This window comes from Pseudomonas sp. SWRI154, from assembly GCF_014268645.1.
GTDB lineage: Bacteria > Pseudomonadota > Gammaproteobacteria > Pseudomonadales > Pseudomonadaceae > Aquipseudomonas > Aquipseudomonas marvdashtae.
Window position 1 is genome coordinate 156610 of the sequence record NZ_JABWQW010000005.1, and the last position, 20087, is coordinate 176696.

17 protein-coding genes and 1 pseudogene are annotated in these 20087 nt (G+C 62.4%); 14 read left to right on the forward strand and 4 right to left on the reverse strand.

The window, feature by feature from the left end:
• Positions 1-157 precede the first annotated feature (157 nt).
• The 13 genes and pseudogenes from HU806_RS06820 to HU806_RS26800 all read left to right on the forward strand — a co-directional run bounded on the left by HU806_RS06820 (position 158) and on the right by HU806_RS26800 (position 16509).
• Complete coding sequence (locus HU806_RS06820) at positions 158-1459, forward strand: MFS transporter (protein ID WP_189672395.1); 1302 nt, start codon at positions 158-160, stop codon at positions 1457-1459.
• The gene (locus HU806_RS06825) at positions 1437-2834 is read left to right on the forward strand and encodes a NarK family nitrate/nitrite MFS transporter (protein WP_186610664.1); all 1398 of its coding nucleotides are present in this window, start codon (positions 1437-1439) and stop codon (positions 2832-2834) included. Before HU806_RS06820 ends, HU806_RS06825 begins: the two co-directional genes overlap by 23 nt.
• A 63-nt stretch (positions 2835-2897) precedes the next feature.
• Entirely contained in the window at positions 2898-6671 is a 3774-nt protein-coding gene (locus tag HU806_RS06830) for a nitrate reductase subunit alpha (RefSeq protein ID WP_186610665.1), read from the forward strand.
• Between the two features lies 1 nt (position 6672).
• Positions 6673-8211, forward strand: a complete 1539-nt coding sequence (narH, locus tag HU806_RS06835; RefSeq protein ID WP_186610666.1) for a nitrate reductase subunit beta — start codon at positions 6673-6675, stop codon at positions 8209-8211.
• A gap of 2 nt (positions 8212-8213) precedes the next feature.
• Positions 8214-8969: a nitrate reductase molybdenum cofactor assembly chaperone gene (gene narJ, locus HU806_RS06840; protein ID WP_186610667.1), complete on the forward strand. Its 756-nt coding sequence runs from the start codon at positions 8214-8216 to the stop codon at positions 8967-8969.
• Positions 8962-9642, forward strand: a complete 681-nt coding sequence (narI, locus tag HU806_RS06845; protein ID WP_186610668.1) for a respiratory nitrate reductase subunit gamma — start codon at positions 8962-8964, stop codon at positions 9640-9642. The genes narJ and narI overlap by 8 nt, the downstream gene beginning before the upstream one ends.
• A 10-nt stretch (positions 9643-9652) precedes the next feature.
• On the forward strand, positions 9653-10606 hold the full coding sequence (locus HU806_RS06850) for a peptidylprolyl isomerase (RefSeq protein WP_186610669.1): 954 nt from the start codon (positions 9653-9655) through the stop codon (positions 10604-10606).
• 24 nt (positions 10607-10630) lie between these two features.
• On the forward strand, positions 10631-11623 hold the full coding sequence (moaA, locus tag HU806_RS06855) for a GTP 3',8-cyclase MoaA (RefSeq protein WP_186610670.1): 993 nt from the start codon (positions 10631-10633) through the stop codon (positions 11621-11623).
• A 254-nt stretch (positions 11624-11877) separates the two neighbouring features.
• Positions 11878-13893 (forward strand): ribonucleoside triphosphate reductase, encoded by a 2016-nt coding sequence (locus HU806_RS06860; RefSeq protein ID WP_186610671.1) that lies wholly within the window; start codon positions 11878-11880, stop codon positions 13891-13893.
• A gap of 31 nt (positions 13894-13924) precedes the next feature.
• Entirely contained in the window at positions 13925-14086 is a 162-nt protein-coding gene (nrdD, locus tag HU806_RS26655) for an anaerobic ribonucleoside-triphosphate reductase (RefSeq protein ID WP_092174522.1), read from the forward strand.
• Entirely contained in the window at positions 14083-14778 is a 696-nt protein-coding gene (locus HU806_RS06870; protein ID WP_238350128.1) for an anaerobic ribonucleoside-triphosphate reductase activating protein, read from the forward strand. The genes nrdD and HU806_RS06870 overlap by 4 nt, the downstream gene beginning before the upstream one ends.
• A 111-nt stretch (positions 14779-14889) precedes the next feature.
• Positions 14890-15372: pseudogene (locus HU806_RS26795) on the forward strand (MCP four helix bundle domain-containing protein); the annotation flags it as partial.
• Positions 15373-15804: 432 nt separating this feature from the next.
• The gene (locus HU806_RS26800) at positions 15805-16509 is read left to right on the forward strand and encodes a methyl-accepting chemotaxis protein (protein ID WP_437179897.1); all 705 of its coding nucleotides are present in this window, start codon (positions 15805-15807) and stop codon (positions 16507-16509) included.
• A 29-nt stretch (positions 16510-16538) separates the two neighbouring features.
• On the opposite strand, the gene HU806_RS06880 is transcribed toward HU806_RS26800, so the two are convergent.
• The 4 genes from HU806_RS06880 to HU806_RS06895 are packed head-to-tail and all read right to left on the reverse strand — an operon-like array spanning position 16539 to position 19630.
• Positions 16539-17906, reverse strand: coding sequence for a 4Fe-4S binding protein (locus tag HU806_RS06880; RefSeq protein WP_186610673.1), 1368 nt, complete (start codon positions 17904-17906; stop codon positions 16539-16541).
• Complete coding sequence (locus tag HU806_RS06885; RefSeq protein ID WP_186610674.1) at positions 17894-18748, reverse strand: FTR1 family iron permease; 855 nt, start codon at positions 18746-18748, stop codon at positions 17894-17896. Before HU806_RS06885 ends, HU806_RS06880 begins: the two co-directional genes overlap by 13 nt.
• Positions 18749-18767: 19 nt before the next feature.
• Positions 18768-19097, reverse strand: a complete 330-nt coding sequence (locus HU806_RS06890) for a cupredoxin domain-containing protein (RefSeq protein ID WP_186610675.1) — start codon at positions 19095-19097, stop codon at positions 18768-18770.
• A 2-nt stretch (positions 19098-19099) separates the two neighbouring features.
• Complete coding sequence (locus HU806_RS06895) at positions 19100-19630, reverse strand: iron transporter (protein WP_186610676.1); 531 nt, start codon at positions 19628-19630, stop codon at positions 19100-19102.
• Between the two features lie 203 nt (positions 19631-19833).
• On the opposite strand from HU806_RS06895, the gene HU806_RS06900 reads away from it, so the two are divergent.
• Positions 19834-20070 carry a DUF3079 domain-containing protein gene (locus tag HU806_RS06900; protein ID WP_186610677.1) on the forward strand — a complete coding sequence of 79 codons (237 nt, stop codon included), beginning with the start codon at positions 19834-19836 and terminating at the stop codon, positions 20068-20070.
• Positions 20071-20087 lie beyond the last annotated feature (17 nt).

Sequence of the window (20087 nt, forward strand, 5' to 3'; positions counted from 1 at the left end):
TAAACAAAGGTTTTTATCGATGTCAGGGTCTACCTCCTTGGAGGTAGGCGGGCCAAGCATAGGCCAATGGCCCCCTGGGCCACGTTGACCCAGGTCAAGTTTTCGCGGGGTAGGCATCACTAGTCTGCCCTCAACGAATTGACTGGGGTGCAGCGTGATGCGAGCGCAAGTGCAACAAGGGCTGGTACTGGGGATGAGTACCTTGGCCTTCACCGTGTGCTTCATGGTCTGGATGATGTTTGCTGTGCTCGGCGTTCCGATCAAGGAGCTGCTGGCCCTCAACGAAACCCAGTTCGGCCTGTTGGCCGCGACGCCGGTGCTCACTGGTTCGCTGGTGCGCCTGCCCCTGGGCCTGCTCACCGACCGCTTCGGCGGGCGCATCGTGTTCTTCCTGCTGATGCTGTCCTGCGTGTTGCCGCTTTACCTGATCACCCTCGCCACGGCCTATTGGCAGTTCCTCGTGCTGGGCCTGTTCGTCGGCCTGGCCGGCGGCTCGTTCTCGGTGGGCATTGCCTACGTCGCCAAGTGGTTCGACCAGCATAACCAGGGCTTCGCCATGGGCGTGTTTGGCGCGGGCAACGCCGGTGCCGCCGTGACCAAGTTCCTCGCCCCAGCCCTGATCGCGCTGGGCACCTGGCACTTGGTACCGAAGGTGTTCAGCGCCATCCTGTTCATCACGGCTTTGCTGTTCTGGTTCCTCACCGCCGAGAAGAAAGAACACCGCAGCGCCGGGGGCGCCAGTCTGCGCGAGCAACTCAAGGCATTGAAGGACCCGGCCGTGTGGCGCTACTGCCAGTACTACTCGATCGTCTTCGGTGGCTACGTGGCCCTGGCCTTGTGGATGACCAAATACTACGTGCAGGAATACGGCTTCAGCCTGCAAAGCGCGGCGCTGCTGGCGGCGTGTTTCTCCCTGCCCGGTGGCGTGTTGCGGGCCGTTGGCGGCTGGATGTCCGACCGTTGGGGCGCCCAGAGCGTGACTTGGTGGGTGCTATGGGTGAGCTGGATTTGCCTGTTCCTGCTGTCGTATCCGCAGACGCAACTGCAAGTGCAGACCGTCAACGGCGTCGTCGATTTCCACATCGGCCTCAACGCTACGCTGTTCACCGTGCTGCTGTTCGTGATGGGCATCGCCTTCGCGTTCGGCAAGGCCTCGGTCTTCAAATACATCGCCAATGACTACCCGAAGAACATGGGCGCGGTGTCCGGCATCGTCGGCCTGGCCGGCGGCCTGGGTGGCTTCGTGCTGCCGATCATGTTCGGCGCTCTGGTGGACCTCACCGGCGTGCGCTCGTCCTGCTTCATGTTGCTCTACGGCGTGGTCTGGGTCTCGTTGATCTGGATGTACCTCAGCGAGGTGCGCAAGCGCCCGTTGCTGGGCAAACAACCACCCGCCAGCCAATCCCCGTTTTCCAGCATTGCCCAAGGAGAAGAACATGTCCGTTCTGCAAACGCCTGAAAAGGGCCCGGTCATTCATGACTGGCGCCCGGAAGACCCTGCATTCTGGGGGCGCAGCGGCAAACTGACGGCCCGGCGCAACCTGTGGATTTCGATCCCGGCGCTGCTGTTGGCCTTCGCCGTGTGGATGGTCTGGAGCACGGTAATCGTGCGCCTGAACGCCATCGGCTTCAGTTTCACCACCGACCAGTTGTTCTGGCTGGCGGCGTTGCCGGGGCTGTCGGGCGCCACGTTGCGTATCTTCTATTCGTTCATGGTGCCGATCTTCGGCGGCCGTCGCTGGACGGCCCTGAGCACCGCCTCCTTGCTGGCACCGGCGCTGTGGATGGGCTTCGCGGTGCAGGATCCGTCCACGCCCTATAGCGTGTTCGTGCTGATCGCATTGCTCTGCGGTTTCGGTGGCGGCAACTTCGCCTCGAGCATGTCCAACATCAGCTTCTTCTACCCGAAATCCCAACAGGGCACTGCCCTGGGCCTGAATGCCGGGCTGGGTAACCTGGGCGTGTCGGTGATGCAGTTCTGCGTGCCGCTGGTGATCTCCTTCGGTGTGTTCGGCTTCATGGGCGGCCAGCCCCAAGTGCTGGCGGACGGCAGCTCGCTGTGGTTGCAGAACGCCGGTTTCATCTGGGTGCCGTTCATCCTCGCCGTGACCCTGATTGCCTGGTTCGGCATGAATGACCTGTCCAGCGCCCGCGCATCGTTCAGCGAGCAGGCGGTGATCTTCAAGCGTAAGCACAACTGGCTGATGTGCTGGCTGTACCTGGCGACCTTCGGTTCGTTCATCGGTTTCTCCGCCGCGTTCCCGCTGCTGATCAAGACCTCGTTCCCGGAAGTCATCGCGCTTAAATTCGCCTTCCTCGGCCCGCTGGTGGGCGCGTTGGTACGGCCGTTGGGCGGTTGGCTGGCGGACAAGCTCGGTGGCGCGAAAGTCACCCTGTGGAACTTCGTGTTGATGATCGTGATGGTGTTCGGCGTCTTGCACTTTCTGCCCAAAGGCGGTGAGGGCGGCAGCTTCTACGGCTTCCTTGGCATGTTCATGTTGCTGTTCATCACCACTGGCGTGGGCAACGGTTCGACGTTCCGCATGATCCCGGTGATCTTCCGCACCCTGCACGAAAAAGCCGCCCTTGGGACAAAGCCCGAGGTGCGTGAGCAAGCGCTCAAGAACGCCGGTAAGGAATCGGCCGCCGTGCTCGGTTTCAGCTCGGCCATGGGCGCCTTCGGAGCCTTCTTCATCCCTAAATCCTTCGGCACTTCGATGGCCCTGACCGGCGGCCCGGAGATGGCCTTCTACATGTTCGTCGGCTTCTACCTGAGCTGCATCGTGGTGACCTGGTGGTGGTACGCCCGCAAAGGCGCGGCGACACCCTGCTAAGACGAATTCAACTATTGCGGGCGGGGCGCAGACCCCGCGGAGCAAGCCTGAGAGGAAGACACTGTGAGTCATTTACTGGATCAACTGCGGTACTTCAACCGCAAGCAAGGCGAGTTTTCCGATGGCCACGGCGAGACCCGCAAGGAGTCCCGCGACTGGGAGAATGTCTACCGTTCGCGCTGGCAGTACGACAAGATCGTGCGTTCCACCCATGGGGTGAACTGCACCGGTTCGTGCTCGTGGAAAATCTACGTCAAGAACGGCCTGATCACCTGGGAAACCCAGCAGACCGACTACCCGCGCACCCGCAACGACCTGCCCAACCACGAACCACGCGGCTGCCCGCGTGGCGCGAGCTACAGCTGGTACATCTACAGCGCCAACCGGCTCAAGTACCCGAAAATCCGCAAGCCGTTGCTCAAACTCTGGCGCGAAGCCCGGCAGACCCTGCCGCCTGTGGAAGCCTGGGCCAGCATCGTCGAGAACAAGGCCAAGGCCGACTCGTACAAGAGCAAGCGCGGCATGGGTGGCTTCATCCGTTCCAACTGGGAAGAAGTCAACGAGATCATCGCCGCGGCCAACGTCTACACCATCAAGGAACACGGCCCGGACCGGGTGGTGGGTTTCTCGCCGATCCCGGCCATGTCGATGGTCAGCTATGCGGCCGGCTCACGCTACCTGTCGCTGATCGGTGGCGTGTGCCTGAGCTTCTATGACTGGTATTGCGACTTGCCGCCAGCCTCGCCGATGGTCTGGGGCGAGCAGACCGATGTGCCGGAATCGGCCGACTGGTACAACTCCAACTACATCATTGCCTGGGGCTCCAACGTCCCGCAGACCCGTACCCCCGACGCGCACTTCTTCACCGAGGTGCGCTACAAGGGCACCAAGACCGTGGCGATTACCCCGGACTATTCGGAAGTCGCCAAGCTCACCGACCTGTGGCTCAACCCCAAGCAGGGCACCGACGCCGCGCTGGCCCAGGCCTTCAACCATGTGATCTTCAAAGAATTCCACCTGGACAAACCGAGCGCCTATTTCACCGAATACGCCAAGCGCTACACCGACCTGCCGGTGCTGGTGATGCTCAAGCCGATGCTCGGCGCGGCGCCGGGCGCGGGTTACCAGCCGGACCGTTTCCTGCGGGCCAGCGACCTGACCGACAACCTCGGCCAGGACAACAACCCGGAATGGAAAACCATCGCCCTGGACGCCAACGGCGAGCTGGTTTCGCCCCAAGGCTCCATCGGCTATCGCTGGGGCGAGAAGGGCAAGTGGAACATCCTGCCCCGTGAAGGCGGCGAGGGGCGCGAGATCGACCTCAAGCTGAGCCTGATCGGCGGCGACGTCGCCGAGGTAGCGTTCCCGTACTTCGCCGGAGAAGCCCAGGAATACTTCCAGCATGTGGCCGGTGACGCGGTGCAGTTCCGCCGGGTGCCGGTGCACAGTGTGGTGCTGGCCGATGGCAGCGTGGCAAAAGTCGCCACCGTGTTCGACCTGTCGGCGGCCAACCTGGCGATCGACCGTGGCCTGGGCGGCGCCAACGTTGCCAAGGACTATGACGACGCCTCGGTGCCCGGCACCCCGGCCTGGCAGGAACACATCACCGGTGTGAGCCGCGAGAAGGCCATCCAGATCGCCCGTGAATTTGCCGACAACGCCGACAAGACCCGTGGACGCTCGATGATCATCGTCGGTGCGGCGATGAACCACTGGTACCACATGGACATGAACTACCGCGGGCTGATCAACATGCTCATGCTCTGCGGTTGCGTCGGCCAGACCGGCGGCGGCTGGGCCCACTACGTCGGCCAGGAAAAACTCCGTCCGCAATGCGGCTGGCTGCCCCTGGCCTTTGGCCTGGACTGGAACCGTCCGCCACGGCAGATGAACGGCACCAGCTTCTTCTACGGCCACAGTTCGCAATGGCGCCACGAGAAGATGAGCATGCACGATGTGCTCTCGCCCTTGGCGGACAAGTCGCAGTTCCCCGAGCACGCCCTGGACTACAACATCCGCGCCGAACGCGCCGGTTGGTTGCCGAGCGCACCGCAGCTCAACACCAACCCGCTGAATATCTGCCGTGACGCCGCGGCGGCGGGTCTTGAGCCGAAGGACTACGTGGTCAAGTCGCTGCAGGACGGTTCGCTGCGCTTTGCCTGCGAGCAACCGGACAGCCCGGTGAACTTCCCGCGCAACATGTTCATCTGGCGTTCCAACCTGCTCGGGTCTTCGGGCAAGGGCCACGAGTACATGCTCAAGTACTTGCTCGGTACCAGGAACGGCGTGATGAACGAAGACATCGGCCATAGCACCGAGTGCAAGCCCACCGAAGCCGAATGGGTCGACGAGGGCGCCATTGGCAAGCTCGACCTGGTGACCACCCTGGACTTCCGCATGTCCTCGACCTGCGTGTATTCCGACATCGTCTTGCCGACCGCCACCTGGTACGAAAAAGACGACATGAACACCTCGGACATGCACCCGTTCATTCACCCACTGTCGGCCGCCATTGATCCTGCCTGGGAATCGCGTTCGGACTGGGAAATCTACAAAGGCATCGCCAAGGCGTTTTCGGCCATGTCGGTCGGTCACCTGGGCGTGGAAAAAGACCTGGTCACCGTACCGTTGCTGCACGACAGCGTCGGCGAGCTGGCCCAGCCGTTTGGCGGCACTGACTGGAAGAGCGCCGGGGTGGCCCCGCAACCGGGCAAGAACGCGCCGAACCTGCACGTGGTGGAGCGCGACTACCCGAACATCTACAAGCAGTTCACCTCCCTGGGCCCGATGCTGGAAAAACTCGGCAACGGCGGCAAGGGCATCAACTGGAACACCGACACCGAAGTGAAATTCCTCGGTGAGCTGAACCACAAGGAAGTCGACGCGGGCATCAGCCAAGGCCGGCCAAAAATCGACAGCGCCATCGACGCCGCCGAAGTGATCCTGTCCCTGGCCCCGGAAACCAACGGCCATGTCGCGGTGAAAGCCTGGGCGGCGCTGTCGGAATTCACCGGCATCGACCACAGCCACCTGGCCGTTTCGAAGGAGCACGAGGCGATTCGCTTCCGTGACATCCAGGCCCAGCCGCGCAAGATCATTTCCAGCCCGACCTGGTCCGGCCTGGAAGACGATCATGTGAGCTACAACGCCGGCTACACCAACGTCCATGAGTCGATCCCATGGCGCACCATCACCGGTCGCCAGCAGTTCTACCAGGATCACCCGTGGATGCAGGCGTTCGGCGAGCAATTGATGAGCTACCGGCCACCGGTCAACACCCGCACCATCGAAGGCGTGAAGGGCAAGCGCAGCAATGGCGAGACCGAGATCGTCCTGAACTGGATCACCCCGCACCAGAAATGGGGCATCCACAGCACCTACAGCGACAACCTGCTGATGCTCACCTTGAGCCGTGGCGGACCGATTGTCTGGCTCTCGGAAATCGACGCCAAGCGCGCCGGGATCGAGGACAACGACTGGATCGAATGCTTCAACGCCAACGGCGCGCTGACCGCCCGGGCGGTGGTCAGCCAACGGGTCAAGGAAGGCATGGTGATGATGTACCACGCCCAGGAACGGATCGTGAACGTGCCCGGTTCGGAAACCACCAAGACCCGTGGCGGCCACCATAACTCGGTGACCCGCGTGGTGCTCAAGCCCACCCACATGATCGGTGGCTACGCCCAACAGGCCTACGGCTTCAACTATTACGGCACGGTCGGTTGCAACCGCGACGAATTCGTCGTGGTGCGCAAGATGGTCAAGGTCGATTGGCTCGACGGTTCCAGTGGCGATGATTTGCCGCGTCCACTGCCGACTGATATCGAGGAGAACTGAGATGAAGATTCGCTCACAAATCGGCATGGTCCTGAACCTGGACAAATGCATCGGCTGCCACACCTGCTCGATTACCTGCAAGAACGTCTGGACCAGCCGTGAAGGCATGGAATACGCCTGGTTCAACAACGTCGAATCCAAGCCAGGCATCGGCTATCCCAAGGAGTGGGAGAACCAGGACAAGTGGAAGGGCGGCTGGGTCCGCAACGCCGACGGCTCGATCAACCCACGCATCGGCGGCAAGTTCCGCGTGTTGGCGAACATCTTCGCCAACCCGGACCTGCCGAGCCTGGACGATTACTACGAACCGTTCGACTTCGACTACCAGCACCTGCACACCGCGCCGCTGGGCGAGCACCAGCCTACCGCGCGACCACGTTCGGTGGTGTCCGGCAAGCGCATGGAGAAGATCGAGTGGGGCCCTAACTGGGAGGAAATTCTTGGCACTGAATTCGCCAAGCGACGCAAGGACAAGAACTTCGACAAGATCCAGGCGGACATCTACGGCGAGTACGAAAACACTTTCATGATGTACCTGCCGCGCCTGTGCGAGCACTGCCTGAACCCAGCGTGCGCGGCATCGTGCCCGAGCGGTGCGATCTACAAGCGCGAGGAGGACGGCATCGTCCTCATCGACCAGGAAAAGTGCCGCGGCTGGCGCATGTGCATCAGCGGCTGCCCGTACAAGAAGATCTACTTCAACTGGAAGAGCGGCAAGTCGGAAAAATGCATCTTCTGCTACCCGCGCATCGAAGCCGGGATGCCGACCGTCTGTGCTGAAACCTGCGTTGGCCGGATTCGTTACCTCGGCGTGTTGTTGTATGACGCCGACCGCATCAGCGAAGTGGCGAGCACCGCCAATGAACAGGACCTGTACGAGAAGCAACTGGAAATCTTCCTCGACCCGAACGACCCGGCGGTGATTCGCCAGGCCCTGGCCGATGGCGTGCCGCAGTCGGTGATCGATTCGGCGCAGCGCTCGCCGGTCTACAAAATGGCCGTGGACTGGAAACTCGCCCTGCCGCTGCACCCGGAATACCGCACCTTGCCGATGGTCTGGTACGTGCCGCCATTGTCGCCGATCCAGAACGCTGCGGCCGCCGGCACCGTGGGCATGAACGGGGTGATCCCGGATGTCGACAGCCTGCGTATCCCGCTGCGCTACCTGGCCAACATGCTCACCGCCGGCGATGAAAAACCGGTCAAGCTTGCGCTGAAACGCTTGCTGGCGATGCGCGCCTACAAGCGTTCCGAGCAAGTCGACGGCGTGCAGGACCTGCAAGTACTGGCCGACGTCGGCTTGAGCGTGAACCAGGTGGAAGAGATGTACCGCTACCTGGCCATCGCCAACTACGAAGACCGTTTCGTGGTGCCGAGCGCCCACCGTGAAGACGCCATGAGCGATGCGTTCGCCGAACGCTCCGGTTGCGGCTTCAGCTTCGGCAGCGGTTGCAGTGGCAGCTCCGACACCAACATGTTCGGTGGCAAGAAAGCCAACCGCCGCGACGTGATCAAAACCGTGCAGTTGTGGGAGGAATGAGCATGCGCATTCTCAAAGTGATTTCGTTGCTGCTGGACTATCCGACCGAAAACCTGGTGGCCGGCCGCGACGAGCTGGAACAGGCGATTGTCCAGGCGCGGGAAATCAGTCCCGCCCAACGCGCCGGGTTGTTCGAGTTGCTGGAACTGATCTGCGGCCAGGACCTGATGGACGGCCAGGAGCACTACGGCGCGTTGTTCGGTCGAGGCCGTTCGCTGTCGCTGCTGCTGTTCGAACACGTCCACGGCGAATCCCGTGACCGCGGCCAGGCCATGGTCGACATGATGGCCCAGTACGAGGAGGCCGGTTTCGCCATCGGCGTCAAGGAGCTGCCCGACTACATCCCGCTGTACCTGGAGTTCTTGTCTACCCGCGAAGACCTCGAGGCCCGCGAGGGCCTGGCCGATGTCGCGCACCTGCTGGCCTTGCTCGCGGCGCGCCTGGAAGAGCGTGAAAGCGCCTACGCCAGTTGCTTCCGGGCCTTGCTGCAAATCGCCGGGGCCGAGCCCCAGGTGGCGGTAGCCGAGCTGCGTGAGCAAGTGAAGGCCGAACCGCGGGATGACTCTCTCGAAGCCCTGGACAAGGTCTGGGAGGAAGAGGCGGTGGACTTCATGAAGGCCGAGCAGCAAGACCGTTGCAGTTCGCTGCCAAGCGCGCCGGGCAAGGCACGGGACGAAAGTGCGGTGCCGCTGCACTGGGTGGATTTTCAGCATGAAGGGCGGGCCGCAGCGCCCGCCGGGGAGGTGGGCAATGTCTAAATGGGATCTGTTGTTGTTCGGGGTCTACCCCTATGTGGCCCTGGCAATCTGCCTGATCGGTAGCTGGGCGCGGTTCGACCTGTCCCAGTACACCTGGAAGGCCGGTTCCAGCCAGATGCTGAACAAGCGCGGCATGCGCGTGGCCAGCAACCTGTTTCACATCGGTGTGCTGTTTGTGCTGGCCGGGCATTTCGTCGGGCTGCTGACGCCTTCGGCGGTTTACCACCACTTTCTGAGCACCGAGAACAAGCAGTTGCTGGCGATGGTTTCCGGTGGCTTCTTCGGCGTGCTCGGCCTGGTCGGTTTGCTGATGCTGCTCAACCGGCGCCTGACCGACCCACGGGTTCGTGCTACCTCCAATGCGTCGGACATCCTGGTGCTGGTGGTGCTGCTGGTGCAGCTGGTGCTGGGATTGATGACCATTGTCGCCTCGACCGCGCACATGGACGGTTCGGTGATGGTGATGCTAGCCGACTGGGCGCAGAACACCGTGCTGTTGAAACCGGTGGAAGCCGCCACGGCGATGGCACCGGTGGGCCTGGTCTACAAGCTTCATGTGCTGCTGGGCCTGACCCTGTTCGTGTTGTTCCCCTTCACCCGTCTCGTCCACATCGTCAGTGCGCCGGTCTGGTACCTGGGACGTCGTTATCAAATCGTTCGGCAGAAGTTCTGAGGAGAAGATCATGGCGAGTGGATGCGGATGTGGTGGCGGTAGTGGTGGCGGTGGTTGCGGTTCCTCGGCGAAAGCCGCGCCGGCAGTCGAGGTAGAACCGGTCGGGGCGGTGGCATTCGAGCCCGTCCAGGCCGAGCCCGTGATGAGCGAAGAAGCCCCTCCATTGATTGCCAGCAGTGAGCAGGAATGGCCGATCATCAGCGTCAATGGGGTGTCGATCACCCCGCAGGCGATGGCTCAGGAGTTGCAGTATCACCCGGCTGACAGCCGCGAGGAGGCGGTCTACCAAGCGGCCCGGGCTTTGGTGATTCGCCAATTGCTCCAGCAGCGTATCGCCGAGCTGGGTCTGGCGTTGCAGGTCGGTGCCGGGGAAAACGAAGAAGAAGCGGCTACGCGGCTGTTGCTCGAACGCGAGGTGCAGGTGCCGCAGTGTGACGAGGCCACCTGCCTGCGTTATTACCAAAGCAACCGCGCGCGCTTCCACAGCGCGCCGTTGCTGGCGGTTCGGCACATCCTGCTCGAATGCGCGCCGGACGATGCCGAGGCCCGCAGCCTGGCCCATGTCCAGGCCGAGTTGCTGCTGGAACGGCTGGATCAGTTTCCGGGGAGTTTCGCCGAGCTGGCGCAGAAGTATTCGGCGTGCCCGTCCAAGGAGCAGGGTGGTTCGCTGGGACAGATCAGCAAGGGCCAGACCGTGCCGGAGCTGGAGCGCCAGTTGTTCACCTTGCCGGCGGGGCTGGCCAGCAAACCGCTGGAAAGTCGCTATGGCTGGCACGTGATCAGCATCGACCAGCGCATCGAAGGCCAGGCGTTGCCTTACGAGGCCGTGGCGACGGCGATTCGCACCCAGTTGCAGCAGGGCGTTTGGCAAAAGGCGCTGGTGCAATACCTGCAAACCCTGATCGGTGCGGCGGACATCCGTGGCATTCATCTTCAGGGCGCCGACTCGCCACTGGTGCAGTGAGCATGGCTCAATCGGGAGATCTTCATGAGCGCGGTATTGCAGGACGGATTTGGGCGCCAGATCGATTATTTGCGGATGTCGGTGACCGATCGTTGTGATTTTCGCTGTGTGTATTGCATGGCGAAAAACATGACTTTCCTGCCGCGTCAGCAAGTGTTGACCCTGGAGGAGTTGCAGCGCCTGGCGCGGCTGTTCGTCGGCTTGGGCGTGAGGAAGATTCGCCTGACCGGTGGCGAGCCGCTGATTCGTCCGGGCATCGTCGGGCTGTGTCGCGACATCGCGGCATTGCCCGGCCTGCGGGAATTGGTGATGACCAGCAATGGCTCGCAGTTGGGCCGACTGGCCCGGCCATTGGTGGATGCCGGGGTCAAGCGCATGAACATCAGCCTTGACAGCCTGGACGGCGAGCGCTTTCGGGCGATCACCCGCAACGGCGATCTGGACCGGGTGCTGGCCGGTATCGAGGCGGCGAAGGTCGCCGGGTTCGAGCGGATCAAGCTCAACTGCGTGGTGATGAAGGAGCGCAACTTCGATGAAGTCCCGGCGCTGGTGCAATACGCCATCGATCAGCGTATCGATATCAGTTTCATTGAGGAAATGCCCTTGGGCGAGGTTGGACGGTCCCGAGGCGAATCGTTCTGTTCCAGCGATGAGGTCCGGGCCGAGATCTCTCGCCACCATCGCCTGCTCGACAGCACTGAAAACAGTGGCGGGCCGGCGCGCTACGTGCGCCTGGAGCGTCATCCTGACACCCGGATCGGTTTTATTTCGCCCAACACCCACAACTTCTGCGCCAGTTGCAACCGCGTGCGCATGACCGTCGAAGGGCGCTTGCTGCTGTGCCTGGGCCAGGAGAGTTCCCTCGATTTACGTGGCTTGCTGCGGCGGTATCCGCTGGATGATCAACCGATTATTCAAACGGTGAGACAGGCACTCAAAGGCAAGCCTTTGCAGCATGACTTCAGCCCCGGTGGGGAAGTGCAGATCGTGCGGTTCATGAACATGAGCGGCGGCTGAAAGTAGAGGATTTTGTGGCGAGGGAGCTTGCTCCCGCTCGGCTGCGCAGCAGTCGCCTGCCTTTTTGGGCCTGCTTTGCAGGCCAGCGGGAGCAAGTTCCCTCGCCCCGGGATTTCAGCGTTGGTGAAATAGCTTTCCAGGTCATCGTCCTTTCTTGACATCAGTCAATTTCAAGCAATCTCTTGGGACGTATTCTCTACTGCATGTTGTGTGTGAAAGAAAAAAAACACCTATATGTAGTGTCTGGAGCCAAAATGCAGAGCACGTTGATCTCAGTAGGCTGTAACCGCTTGCACAAGCGCGACGGCAGTGTGGTTGCCTTTGATGCGGACAAGATCCGCCAGGCGCTGATTGCCGCTGGCAAGGCCACCGGCGAGTACGCCGAAGCCGAGGCCGAGGTGTTGCTTGAGGCGGTGCTGGCGCGGTTGGAAGGGCAGGCGCGGTTGAACGTCGAGCAGATCCAGGACCGGGTCGAGCGGGTGTTGATGGACGCCGGGTATTTCCTGTCCATGCGTGCCTACATCGTCTACCGCGAGCAACACGGACGCCTGCGCCGGGATCGCCGCACGCTCGTGGAAGTCGCCACGTCGATGAACGAATACCTCGATCGCGAGGACTGGCGCGTGCAGGCCAACGCCAACCAGGGTTACTCCCTCGGTGGGCTGATCCTCAACGTGTCCGGCAAGGTCACCGCCAACTACTGGCTCGACGAGGTCTACAGCCAGGCCATCGGCCAGGCACACCGCGAGGCTGACCTGCATATCCACGACCTGGACATGCTCGCCGGCTACTGTGCCGGCTGGTCCCTGCGCACGCTGCTGCACGAAGGCCTTAACGGCGTGCCCGGGCGGGTCGAGGCCGGGCCGCCCAAGCACCTGAGCAGTGCCCTGGGCCAGATGGTGAATTTCCTCGGCACCCTGCAAAACGAATGGGCCGGCGCCCAGGCGTTCAGCTCGTTCGACACCTACCTGGCACCCTACGTACGCAAGGACAATCTCAGCTACGACGAGGTCCGCCAGTCGTTGCAGGAGTTCATCTACAACCTCAACGTACCGTCGCGCTGGGGCACGCAAACGCCGTTCACCAACCTGACCTTCGACTGGGTCTGCCCCGAGGATTTGCGTGAACAGATTCCGGTGATTGGCGGCGAAGAAATGCCGTTCGCCTACGGTGACCTGCAAGTGGAGATGGAGCTGATCAACCGTGCCTACATCGAAGTGATGCAGGCCGGCGACGCGAAAGGCCGGGTGTTCACCTTCCCGATCCCGACCTACAACATCACCCATGACTTCCCGTGGGACAGCGAGAACGCCGACCGCCTGTTCGAAATGACCGCCCGCTATGGCTTGCCGTATTTCCAGAACTTCCTCAATTCGGACATGCAACCCAACCAGGTGCGCTCGATGTGCTGCCGCCTGCAACTGGACGTGCGCGAACTGCTCAAGCGTGGTGGTGGCCTGTTCGGCTCGGCGGAGCAAACCGGCTCCCTGGGCGTGGTGACGATCAACTGCGCGCGCCTGGGCTACTTGTACAAGGGCGATACCAGCGCGTTGCTGCAACGCCTCGACGCCTTGATGGAACTGGCGATGGAAAGCCTGGAGGTCAAGCGCAAGGTGATCCAGCATCACATGGACGCCGGTTTGTACCCTTACACCAAGCGTTACCTTGGCACCTTGCGCAATCACTTTTCCACCATCGGCGTGAACGGCCTGCACGAGATGCTGCGCAATTTCACGGCTGACAAGGAGGGCTTGCATACCGAGCAGGGCCGGTCATTCGCCCTGAAGCTGCTGGACCACGTGCGGGCGACATTGCTGCGTTTCCAGGAGGAAACCGGCCACCTCTACAACCTCGAAGCCACACCCGCCGAAGGCACCACGTACCGCTTCGCCAAGGAAGACCTCAAGCGTTACCCCGACATCCTCCAGGCCGGCAGTCCGATCGCGCCGTACTACACCAACTCGTCGCAACTGCCGGTGGGCTTCACTGACGATCCGTTCGAAGCCCTGGAGCTGCAGGACGAACTGCAATGCAAGTACACCGGCGGCACGGTGCTGCACCTGTACATGGCTGAACAGATTTCCTCGACACAGGCCTGCAAGCAACTGGTGCGCAAGGCCCTGGGGCGCTTCCGCCTGCCGTACCTGACCATTACGCCGACATTCTCGATCTGCCCGGTGCACGGCTACCTGGCTGGCGAACACGAGTTCTGCCCGAAATGCGACGAGGCCTTGCTGCTGCAACAGCAAACGGCAGGCAACGTTCACTGATCCGATCCATCGACCGCAAGGAGCTTCACCCATGAATGCATCGCAAAGCCTTCCCCCCGCACAGCGTCAACGTTGCGAAGTCTGGACCCGAGTGATGGGCTATCACCGTCCGGTGGCGGCTTTCAACCCTGGCAAGCAGTCCGAGCACCGCGAGCGGGTGCACTTCACCGAACGCGCGGCCGGGCGTCCATGAGTCGAGTGCTACGGGTCGGGGGCATGGTGCCCCTGACCACCCTTGATTATCCAGGCCAACTGGCCTGTGTGCTGTTTTGCCAAGGCTGTGCCTGGCGTTGCCGTTACTGCCATAACCCGCAACTGATCCCGCCGCGCGGCAGCGAGGAAGTGGATTGGTGCCGGGTACTGGCGTTCCTGCAACGCCGCCAGGATCTGCTCGACGCCGTGGTGTTCAGCGGCGGCGAACCGACCTTGCAGGACGGCCTGGCACCAGCCATGGAGGAAGTGCGGCAGATGGGTTTTCGCATCGGCCTGCACAGCGCCGGTATCAAGCCGGCGGCCTTCGCCAAAGTGGTCGGACAGGCCGATTGGGTCGGCTTCGACGTCAAGGCTTTGCCCGAAGATGCCCTGGAGGTGACCCGCGTCGAAGGCAGTGGCGCAGCGAACTGGCGCAGCCTCGACCATCTACTGGACAGCGGCGTGGACTACGAATGCCGTACCACCGTCCATTGGCACCTGTTCGACCCCGACCGACTGTTGACCCTGGCCCGACGCCTGAGCGAGCGGGGCGTCAAGCGTTTTGCCGTGCAACTGGTGCGCACCGCCCGGATGCTCGACCCCCATCTTTCCAGCGTTTCGGCACAGGCCTTGCAGCCAGAGCTGTGGGCCGCGATGCGCGAGTTGTTCCCTTCGTTCGTGTTGCGCAGTTGACCGACCGCGGGGACCTACCATCGACAGCGGCCCGGCATCACCGGGCCACACTTTTTTATGGTTTTCAAATGCGCTGCCAGTCGGCAGGTAGTTGAACAGGGAGCATTTGACATGACCAGATTCACCACTGCCCAACGTATCGTGATGGGCTTTGCCATCGCGCCTTTGGCATTGATTGCCTTGGCGCTGTATGCCCTGAACGATTTGGCAATGCTGCGTGACCAGGCGGTGCAGATCGTCCAGCAGGATTGGCCCAGGATCGATCCGATCATGGTCATCGCCACGGGCGTGCGCGACAACGCCAGAAACACCCGCGACCTGTTGATCGACAAGAACAATACGCAGGTCCAGCAATCCATCGACACCACCCGGCAACGCATCACCCAGGCCTTCGCAACGCTCGAACCGCTGTTCGACCAGCCGGAAGGCAAGGCCGCCTACGCTGAGCTGAAGAAGCGTCGAGAAGCCTACGTGGCGGCGTTTGTCCAGGTCCAGGCGTTGATCCGCCAGGGCGCGACGGATGAGGCGATGACGCAGCTCAAGCAAGGCGTGATTCCGGCGGAGCTTGAGGTGTACAAGAGCCTCGAAACGATGATGGCCTTGCAGGGCAGGATTTTTGTCGAGCGCGAACAACTGGCCCAGACACGCTACAGCGACGCGCGACGCAACATGCTCGCGTTGGTACTCGCTTGCCTGGCGGTGGTGAGCACCGTCGCGTTGCTGGTGACCCGCAGCGTGACCCGTCCGCTGGGCGGCGAGCCCAACGACGCGGCGCGGGTGCTGAGTCACATCGCCCGGGGGGACCTGACCATCCGTGTGCCGATTGGCGTCGGTGCGAACGACAGTGTCATGGGCAACATGCACGAGATGCAGCAGAGCCTCAACACCATGGTCCGGCAGATTGCGGCTTCGGTGGATCGGGTCGCCAGTTCTTCCGAAGAACTGAGCGCCGTCAGCAGCCAGACCAACAGCACCCTGCAGTTGCAAGGGCAGGAAATCGAACAGGCAGCGGCGGCGGTGAACCAGATGACGGCGGCGGTGGATGAAGTGGCGCGCAACGCCGTGAGTGCCAGCGAAGCCTCGCGGTTGTCCGAGCAAACTGCCCAGCGTGGCCGTGATCAGGTGCAGGAAACCGTCGCATCGATTCACGCACTGGCTGACGGGGTCACAGACACCTCGGGCCGAATCCAGCAACTGGCCGGACGCGTGCAGGACATCAGTTCGGTGCTGGAGGTGATCCGCAGCATTGCCGACCAAACCAACCTGCTGGCATTGAATGCGGCCATCGAAGCCGCCCGGGCCGGCGACGCCGGACGTGGGTTCGCGGTGGTGGCCGACGAGGTGCGGGCCTTGGCCCATCGCACACAGGATTCGACGCGGGAAATCGAAGACATGATCGGCAACATCCGCCAGGACAGCGAACAGGCCGTCACCGCGATGCAAGGCAACAGCGAACGGGTGCGGATCACCCTATTAGTCGCCCAGCGCTCCGGAGATGCGCTGGATGAAATTGCCCTGTCGATCGGGCAGATCAACGAACGCAACTTGATGATCGCCAGCGCCACGGAGCAGCAAGCGCTGGTGGCTCGCGAGGTGGACCGCAACCTGGTGGGCATCCGCAACCTGTCCGAACAGGTATTGCTGGGAGCCCGGCACACCGACACGGCTGGCCAGGACCTGGCGCAGATGGCCGGGGCACTGCATCAGACGGTAGCGCGATTCAAGGTGTAGGTATTAGGGGAAAGCCTGGAGGTCCGGGCTTACCACCCCCAGAACTGCAACCACCAGCCATACCCGACCAAACCGCTGGCCAGGGCCAGGCAGGCCATCGCAAGCAGCCGCCGAATCGGCGCCGCGCCTTCACGGCCGAGCAGTTTCCAGCCCAGCAGCATGCTCCAGCCGATGGCCATCACCAGCAGGATCGCCCGGGCCGGCTGCACCCATTCCAGCAACATCCCTTCATAGCGCAACAGCTTGACCGTGGTGGCCGATAAACCCAGGAACAACCCTGCACCGCCGAGGGGCACGAGAGTGATGGCTAAGGGCCAATATCGTGCAGGCGCACCTGCCAGTCTTGCGGCCAGGCGCACGATGAGCATCAGCGAAGTGCCTAACAGCAAAGCGCTGGACCCAAGATAGAGAACGATGCACAACCCATCCAGCCAACTGAAGCTGTCATTGAGCTGCGGATAGTGGGTGAGCAACCACCACGGGGCGTTATCCTCCAAGGGCCAGGTCACATCATGCGCCACCAAGTAGTGGGCCAGTACCTGTTTAAGGGCGATGAACCAAGGGCTGACGGTCCATTGGAATGCGCCCATCGCCAACCCGATCACCCCAAAAAACAACAAGCGAACGTCCCAAGGCGAGACGGTCGTCAGCGTGGACTCAAGGATTTCCTGATTGCTGGAGCGAGTGATCAGGCGCACCGCGTCGCGCTGACCGCTGCAACGACCGCAGGCGTGGCAATCGGCAGCGCCGCGCAGGCGACGGATGTCGAGCAAGGGCGCGCAATTGGGCGGTGGGCGACGTGGCCCGGAGTTTTCCAGCCAGCGTTGCTCGTCGACTCGAAAGTGCACGGGGGCGAGGCGGGCGAGCAGGGCGAAGACGCCGCTGACCGGACACAGGTAGCGGCACCACACCCGCTTGCCCCGGGCGAACAGCAACCCGACGGCGACGGCCGCGACGGTCGATCCACCAAGAATCAGCAGTGCGGCCTGGGCGTAATCGTAGACGCTGATGAGTTGGCCGTAGAGCGTCGTCAGGCAGAACGCCAGGGTCGGCCAGCCGGCCCAACGCAATCCCCGTGGCACGCCGAGGCCACGGCCGTGTCGACTGGCCCATTCGCTGAGGGCGCCTTCGGGGCACAGCACGCCACACCAGAGCCGGCCGAACAGGACGATCGACAGCAACACGAACGGCCACCAGATACCCCAGAACAGAAACTGTGCGAACACTGTCAGGTTGTCCATCAACCGTGCCTGACTGTCAGGCAATGGCAACATCGCCGGCACTACCAGCAGCACGGCGTAGAACAGCACCACCGTCCACTGCACGGCGCGAATGACCGCGCCATGGCGGCGCATGCCATCGCCGAGGCGCTGGAGCACCGCGTTCAGGTCGGGCATGGCAGGTTTTCCGTCTTGCGCGGCCGCAGCCAACTGGCGACGACCAGCCAGTAGCCGAGCCACACCAGCAGTATCAGCAGGCTTGGGCTGGCTCGGTAACCGGTGAAGTCAGCGATGAAACCGCCGAGCCCATGCCCGTCATCCAGCATTGCGCTGCTGTCCCACAGCGCATCGCCAATGGCGCGATACACCGCCTCGGGCCAATCCATTGCCAGCAACTGGCCGGCGATTCGCTCTACGCCACTGACCAGCAGCGCCGCGCCCAAGAGCAGCAGGATCGCTTCGCTGACGGCAAAAAAACGTGGCCACGAGATGAATCGGCGGCTGCCGTGCAGCAGAGCAACGGTGAGCAGCGAGAGCACCAACCCGGCTATCGCGCCAACGGCGAACAAACCCAGCGACGGTCCTTGCAGACGGGTCCCGGCGCCGTACAGGAACACTGCGGTTTCGCTGCCCTCACGGCTGACCGCCAATAACGCCAGCACCAGCAACCCCATGCCGCCCTGACGCCCCAGGCGCTGGTCGGCGCGGCGCGTCAGGTCATGCCTGAGGGTGCCGGCGTTGCGGTGCATCCAGCCGACCATCTGCACGATCAGCAGGCTGGCGAGCAACGCCAATGAAGCCTGGAACCACTCGTTGGCAGCGCCGCTCATGGCTTCGCCGGCTAGCAGGATCAAACCGGCCAGCACGCCGGAAAGCAACAACCCCAGCACCGCGCCGCTCCAGACATAACGGCTCAGCCCAGCCGCCTGTTGCTGGCGGCTGGCCCACGCCTGGAGAATGCCAATCACCAACAGCGCCTCGACGCTTTCGCGCCAGACAATGAACATCGATTGAGTCATGCAAACGCCTCCTGGACGATTACCGGGCGAGAATCCCGCCCTCGGGCAGTTGCGGATTGAATTCATCGAAGAACGGGTACTGGCCGGGGCGCAACGGGTGGATTACCACAAACGTGGTCACGCCGGGAGACAAGACCTTTTCGACGCGCAGGGGCGTGCTTTCAAATTCCGCCGGGCCTTGACCGACGTTCTTCAGCACGATCTTGAAGCGCTGGCCAGCCGGGACTTCCAGCCGCGGCGGAGTGAAATGCCCATCGCGCATACTCAGCTCGTAGGTGGGCAGTTCGGCCTGGGCGATCGATGGCAGTAGCAGGCCGGTCAACATCAGCCAGAAGAATCGGCGACTCATCTTCAGTACCCGCCTTTTTTCCCGATCCCTGCGTAGACGAATTCGTAATGCAGTTCACAGCGTTCGAACCACGGCGCCACCCCGGTTTCCTTGTCGGTGTGACGGCCGAGCGAAGCGTGGCCCCCGGGCGGCAGGACGGTGAAGGTCAGTTGATATTTGCCGGGGCCCAGCAGCTTGACGTTGTCGCCGTAGTGCGGCCCGTCATTGGCGACCATGGCATGGAAATCGCCCTTGAGCTGGGTGTCGTTGTCTTGTTTTTTCAGCTGGAACGATACGTTCAGGTAAGGCACGAAACTGCCTTCCTGGAAACCCTGCCGGTTATCCGCCGTGGCGCGGATGTCAGCCTCCAGGTGCACGTCGGAATCGGCGGTCGCGCGCATCATGCCGGTGGGGGCCATTTCGATCGGTTGCAGATACACCGCGCCGACTTCCAGCCCTGGGCACAGTTGCGGTTCGCCGATCGGATACTCCTTGGCCTGGGCCAGCGGAGCGAGAAAGAGCAGGGCGAGAGGCAGGGGAAAAAGCGCGCGCATGATGACTTCCTGGTTGGCTATCTGATGGCGCCGAGTCTAGGAAGCTTCGCTGCGAATAATAATGATTCTTGTCAATTTTCAGTGCGAATATTTGGGCGGTCCGTACGGCTGGCGTCGACGGCGCTGTTCTTGATCAGAATCAAGGGGCATCGCGCGCAGACACGCTAAGGTGGGGATACACCCATTTGGTCAGCGGGGTCGTCATGGCAAAGCCCTTTCCCATCAGCCCGAAACATCCCGAGCGCATCTGCTGGGGCTGCGACCGCTATTGCGCAGCGACGGCGTTGGCCTGCGGCAACGGCGCCGACCGCACCATGCACCCGGCCGAGATGATCGGCGAAGATTGGTACCTGCACGGCGATTGGGGGGTGGAACTGGTCGACATTACAGCCAAGCTCATCGATCCAAGTGCCACCCCTGAAGGAATAGATAATCCCTAGCCACAGGGATTTCGATT

Excerpts from the sequence above, each read along its gene's own strand:
- HU806_RS06820 (WP_189672395.1), top strand. The coding sequence starts at position 158 with ATGCGAGCGCAAGTGCAACAAGGGCTGGTACTGGGGATGAGTACCTTG.
- HU806_RS06825 (WP_186610664.1), top strand. The coding sequence starts at position 1,437 with ATGTCCGTTCTGCAAACGCCTGAAAAGGGCCCGGTCATTCATGACTGG.
- narH (WP_186610666.1), top strand. The coding sequence starts at position 6,673 with ATGAAGATTCGCTCACAAATCGGCATGGTCCTGAACCTGGACAAATGC.
- narJ (WP_186610667.1), top strand. The coding sequence starts at position 8,214 with ATGCGCATTCTCAAAGTGATTTCGTTGCTGCTGGACTATCCGACCGAA.
- narI (WP_186610668.1), top strand. The coding sequence starts at position 8,962 with ATGTCTAAATGGGATCTGTTGTTGTTCGGGGTCTACCCCTATGTGGCC.
- HU806_RS06850 (WP_186610669.1), top strand. The coding sequence starts at position 9,653 with ATGGCGAGTGGATGCGGATGTGGTGGCGGTAGTGGTGGCGGTGGTTGC.
- moaA (WP_186610670.1), top strand. The coding sequence starts at position 10,631 with ATGAGCGCGGTATTGCAGGACGGATTTGGGCGCCAGATCGATTATTTG.
- HU806_RS06860 (WP_186610671.1), top strand. The coding sequence starts at position 11,878 with ATGCAGAGCACGTTGATCTCAGTAGGCTGTAACCGCTTGCACAAGCGC.
- nrdD (WP_092174522.1), top strand. The coding sequence starts at position 13,925 with ATGAATGCATCGCAAAGCCTTCCCCCCGCACAGCGTCAACGTTGCGAA.
- HU806_RS06870 (WP_238350128.1), top strand. The coding sequence starts at position 14,083 with ATGAGTCGAGTGCTACGGGTCGGGGGCATGGTGCCCCTGACCACCCTT.
- HU806_RS26800 (WP_437179897.1), top strand. The coding sequence starts at position 15,805 with ATGACGGCGGCGGTGGATGAAGTGGCGCGCAACGCCGTGAGTGCCAGC.
- HU806_RS06880 (WP_186610673.1), bottom strand. The coding sequence starts at position 17,906 with ATGCCCGACCTGAACGCGGTGCTCCAGCGCCTCGGCGATGGCATGCGC.
- HU806_RS06885 (WP_186610674.1), bottom strand. The coding sequence starts at position 18,748 with ATGACTCAATCGATGTTCATTGTCTGGCGCGAAAGCGTCGAGGCGCTG.
- HU806_RS06890 (WP_186610675.1), bottom strand. The coding sequence starts at position 19,097 with ATGAGTCGCCGATTCTTCTGGCTGATGTTGACCGGCCTGCTACTGCCA.
- HU806_RS06895 (WP_186610676.1), bottom strand. The coding sequence starts at position 19,630 with ATGCGCGCGCTTTTTCCCCTGCCTCTCGCCCTGCTCTTTCTCGCTCCG.
- HU806_RS06900 (WP_186610677.1), top strand. The coding sequence starts at position 19,834 with ATGGCAAAGCCCTTTCCCATCAGCCCGAAACATCCCGAGCGCATCTGC.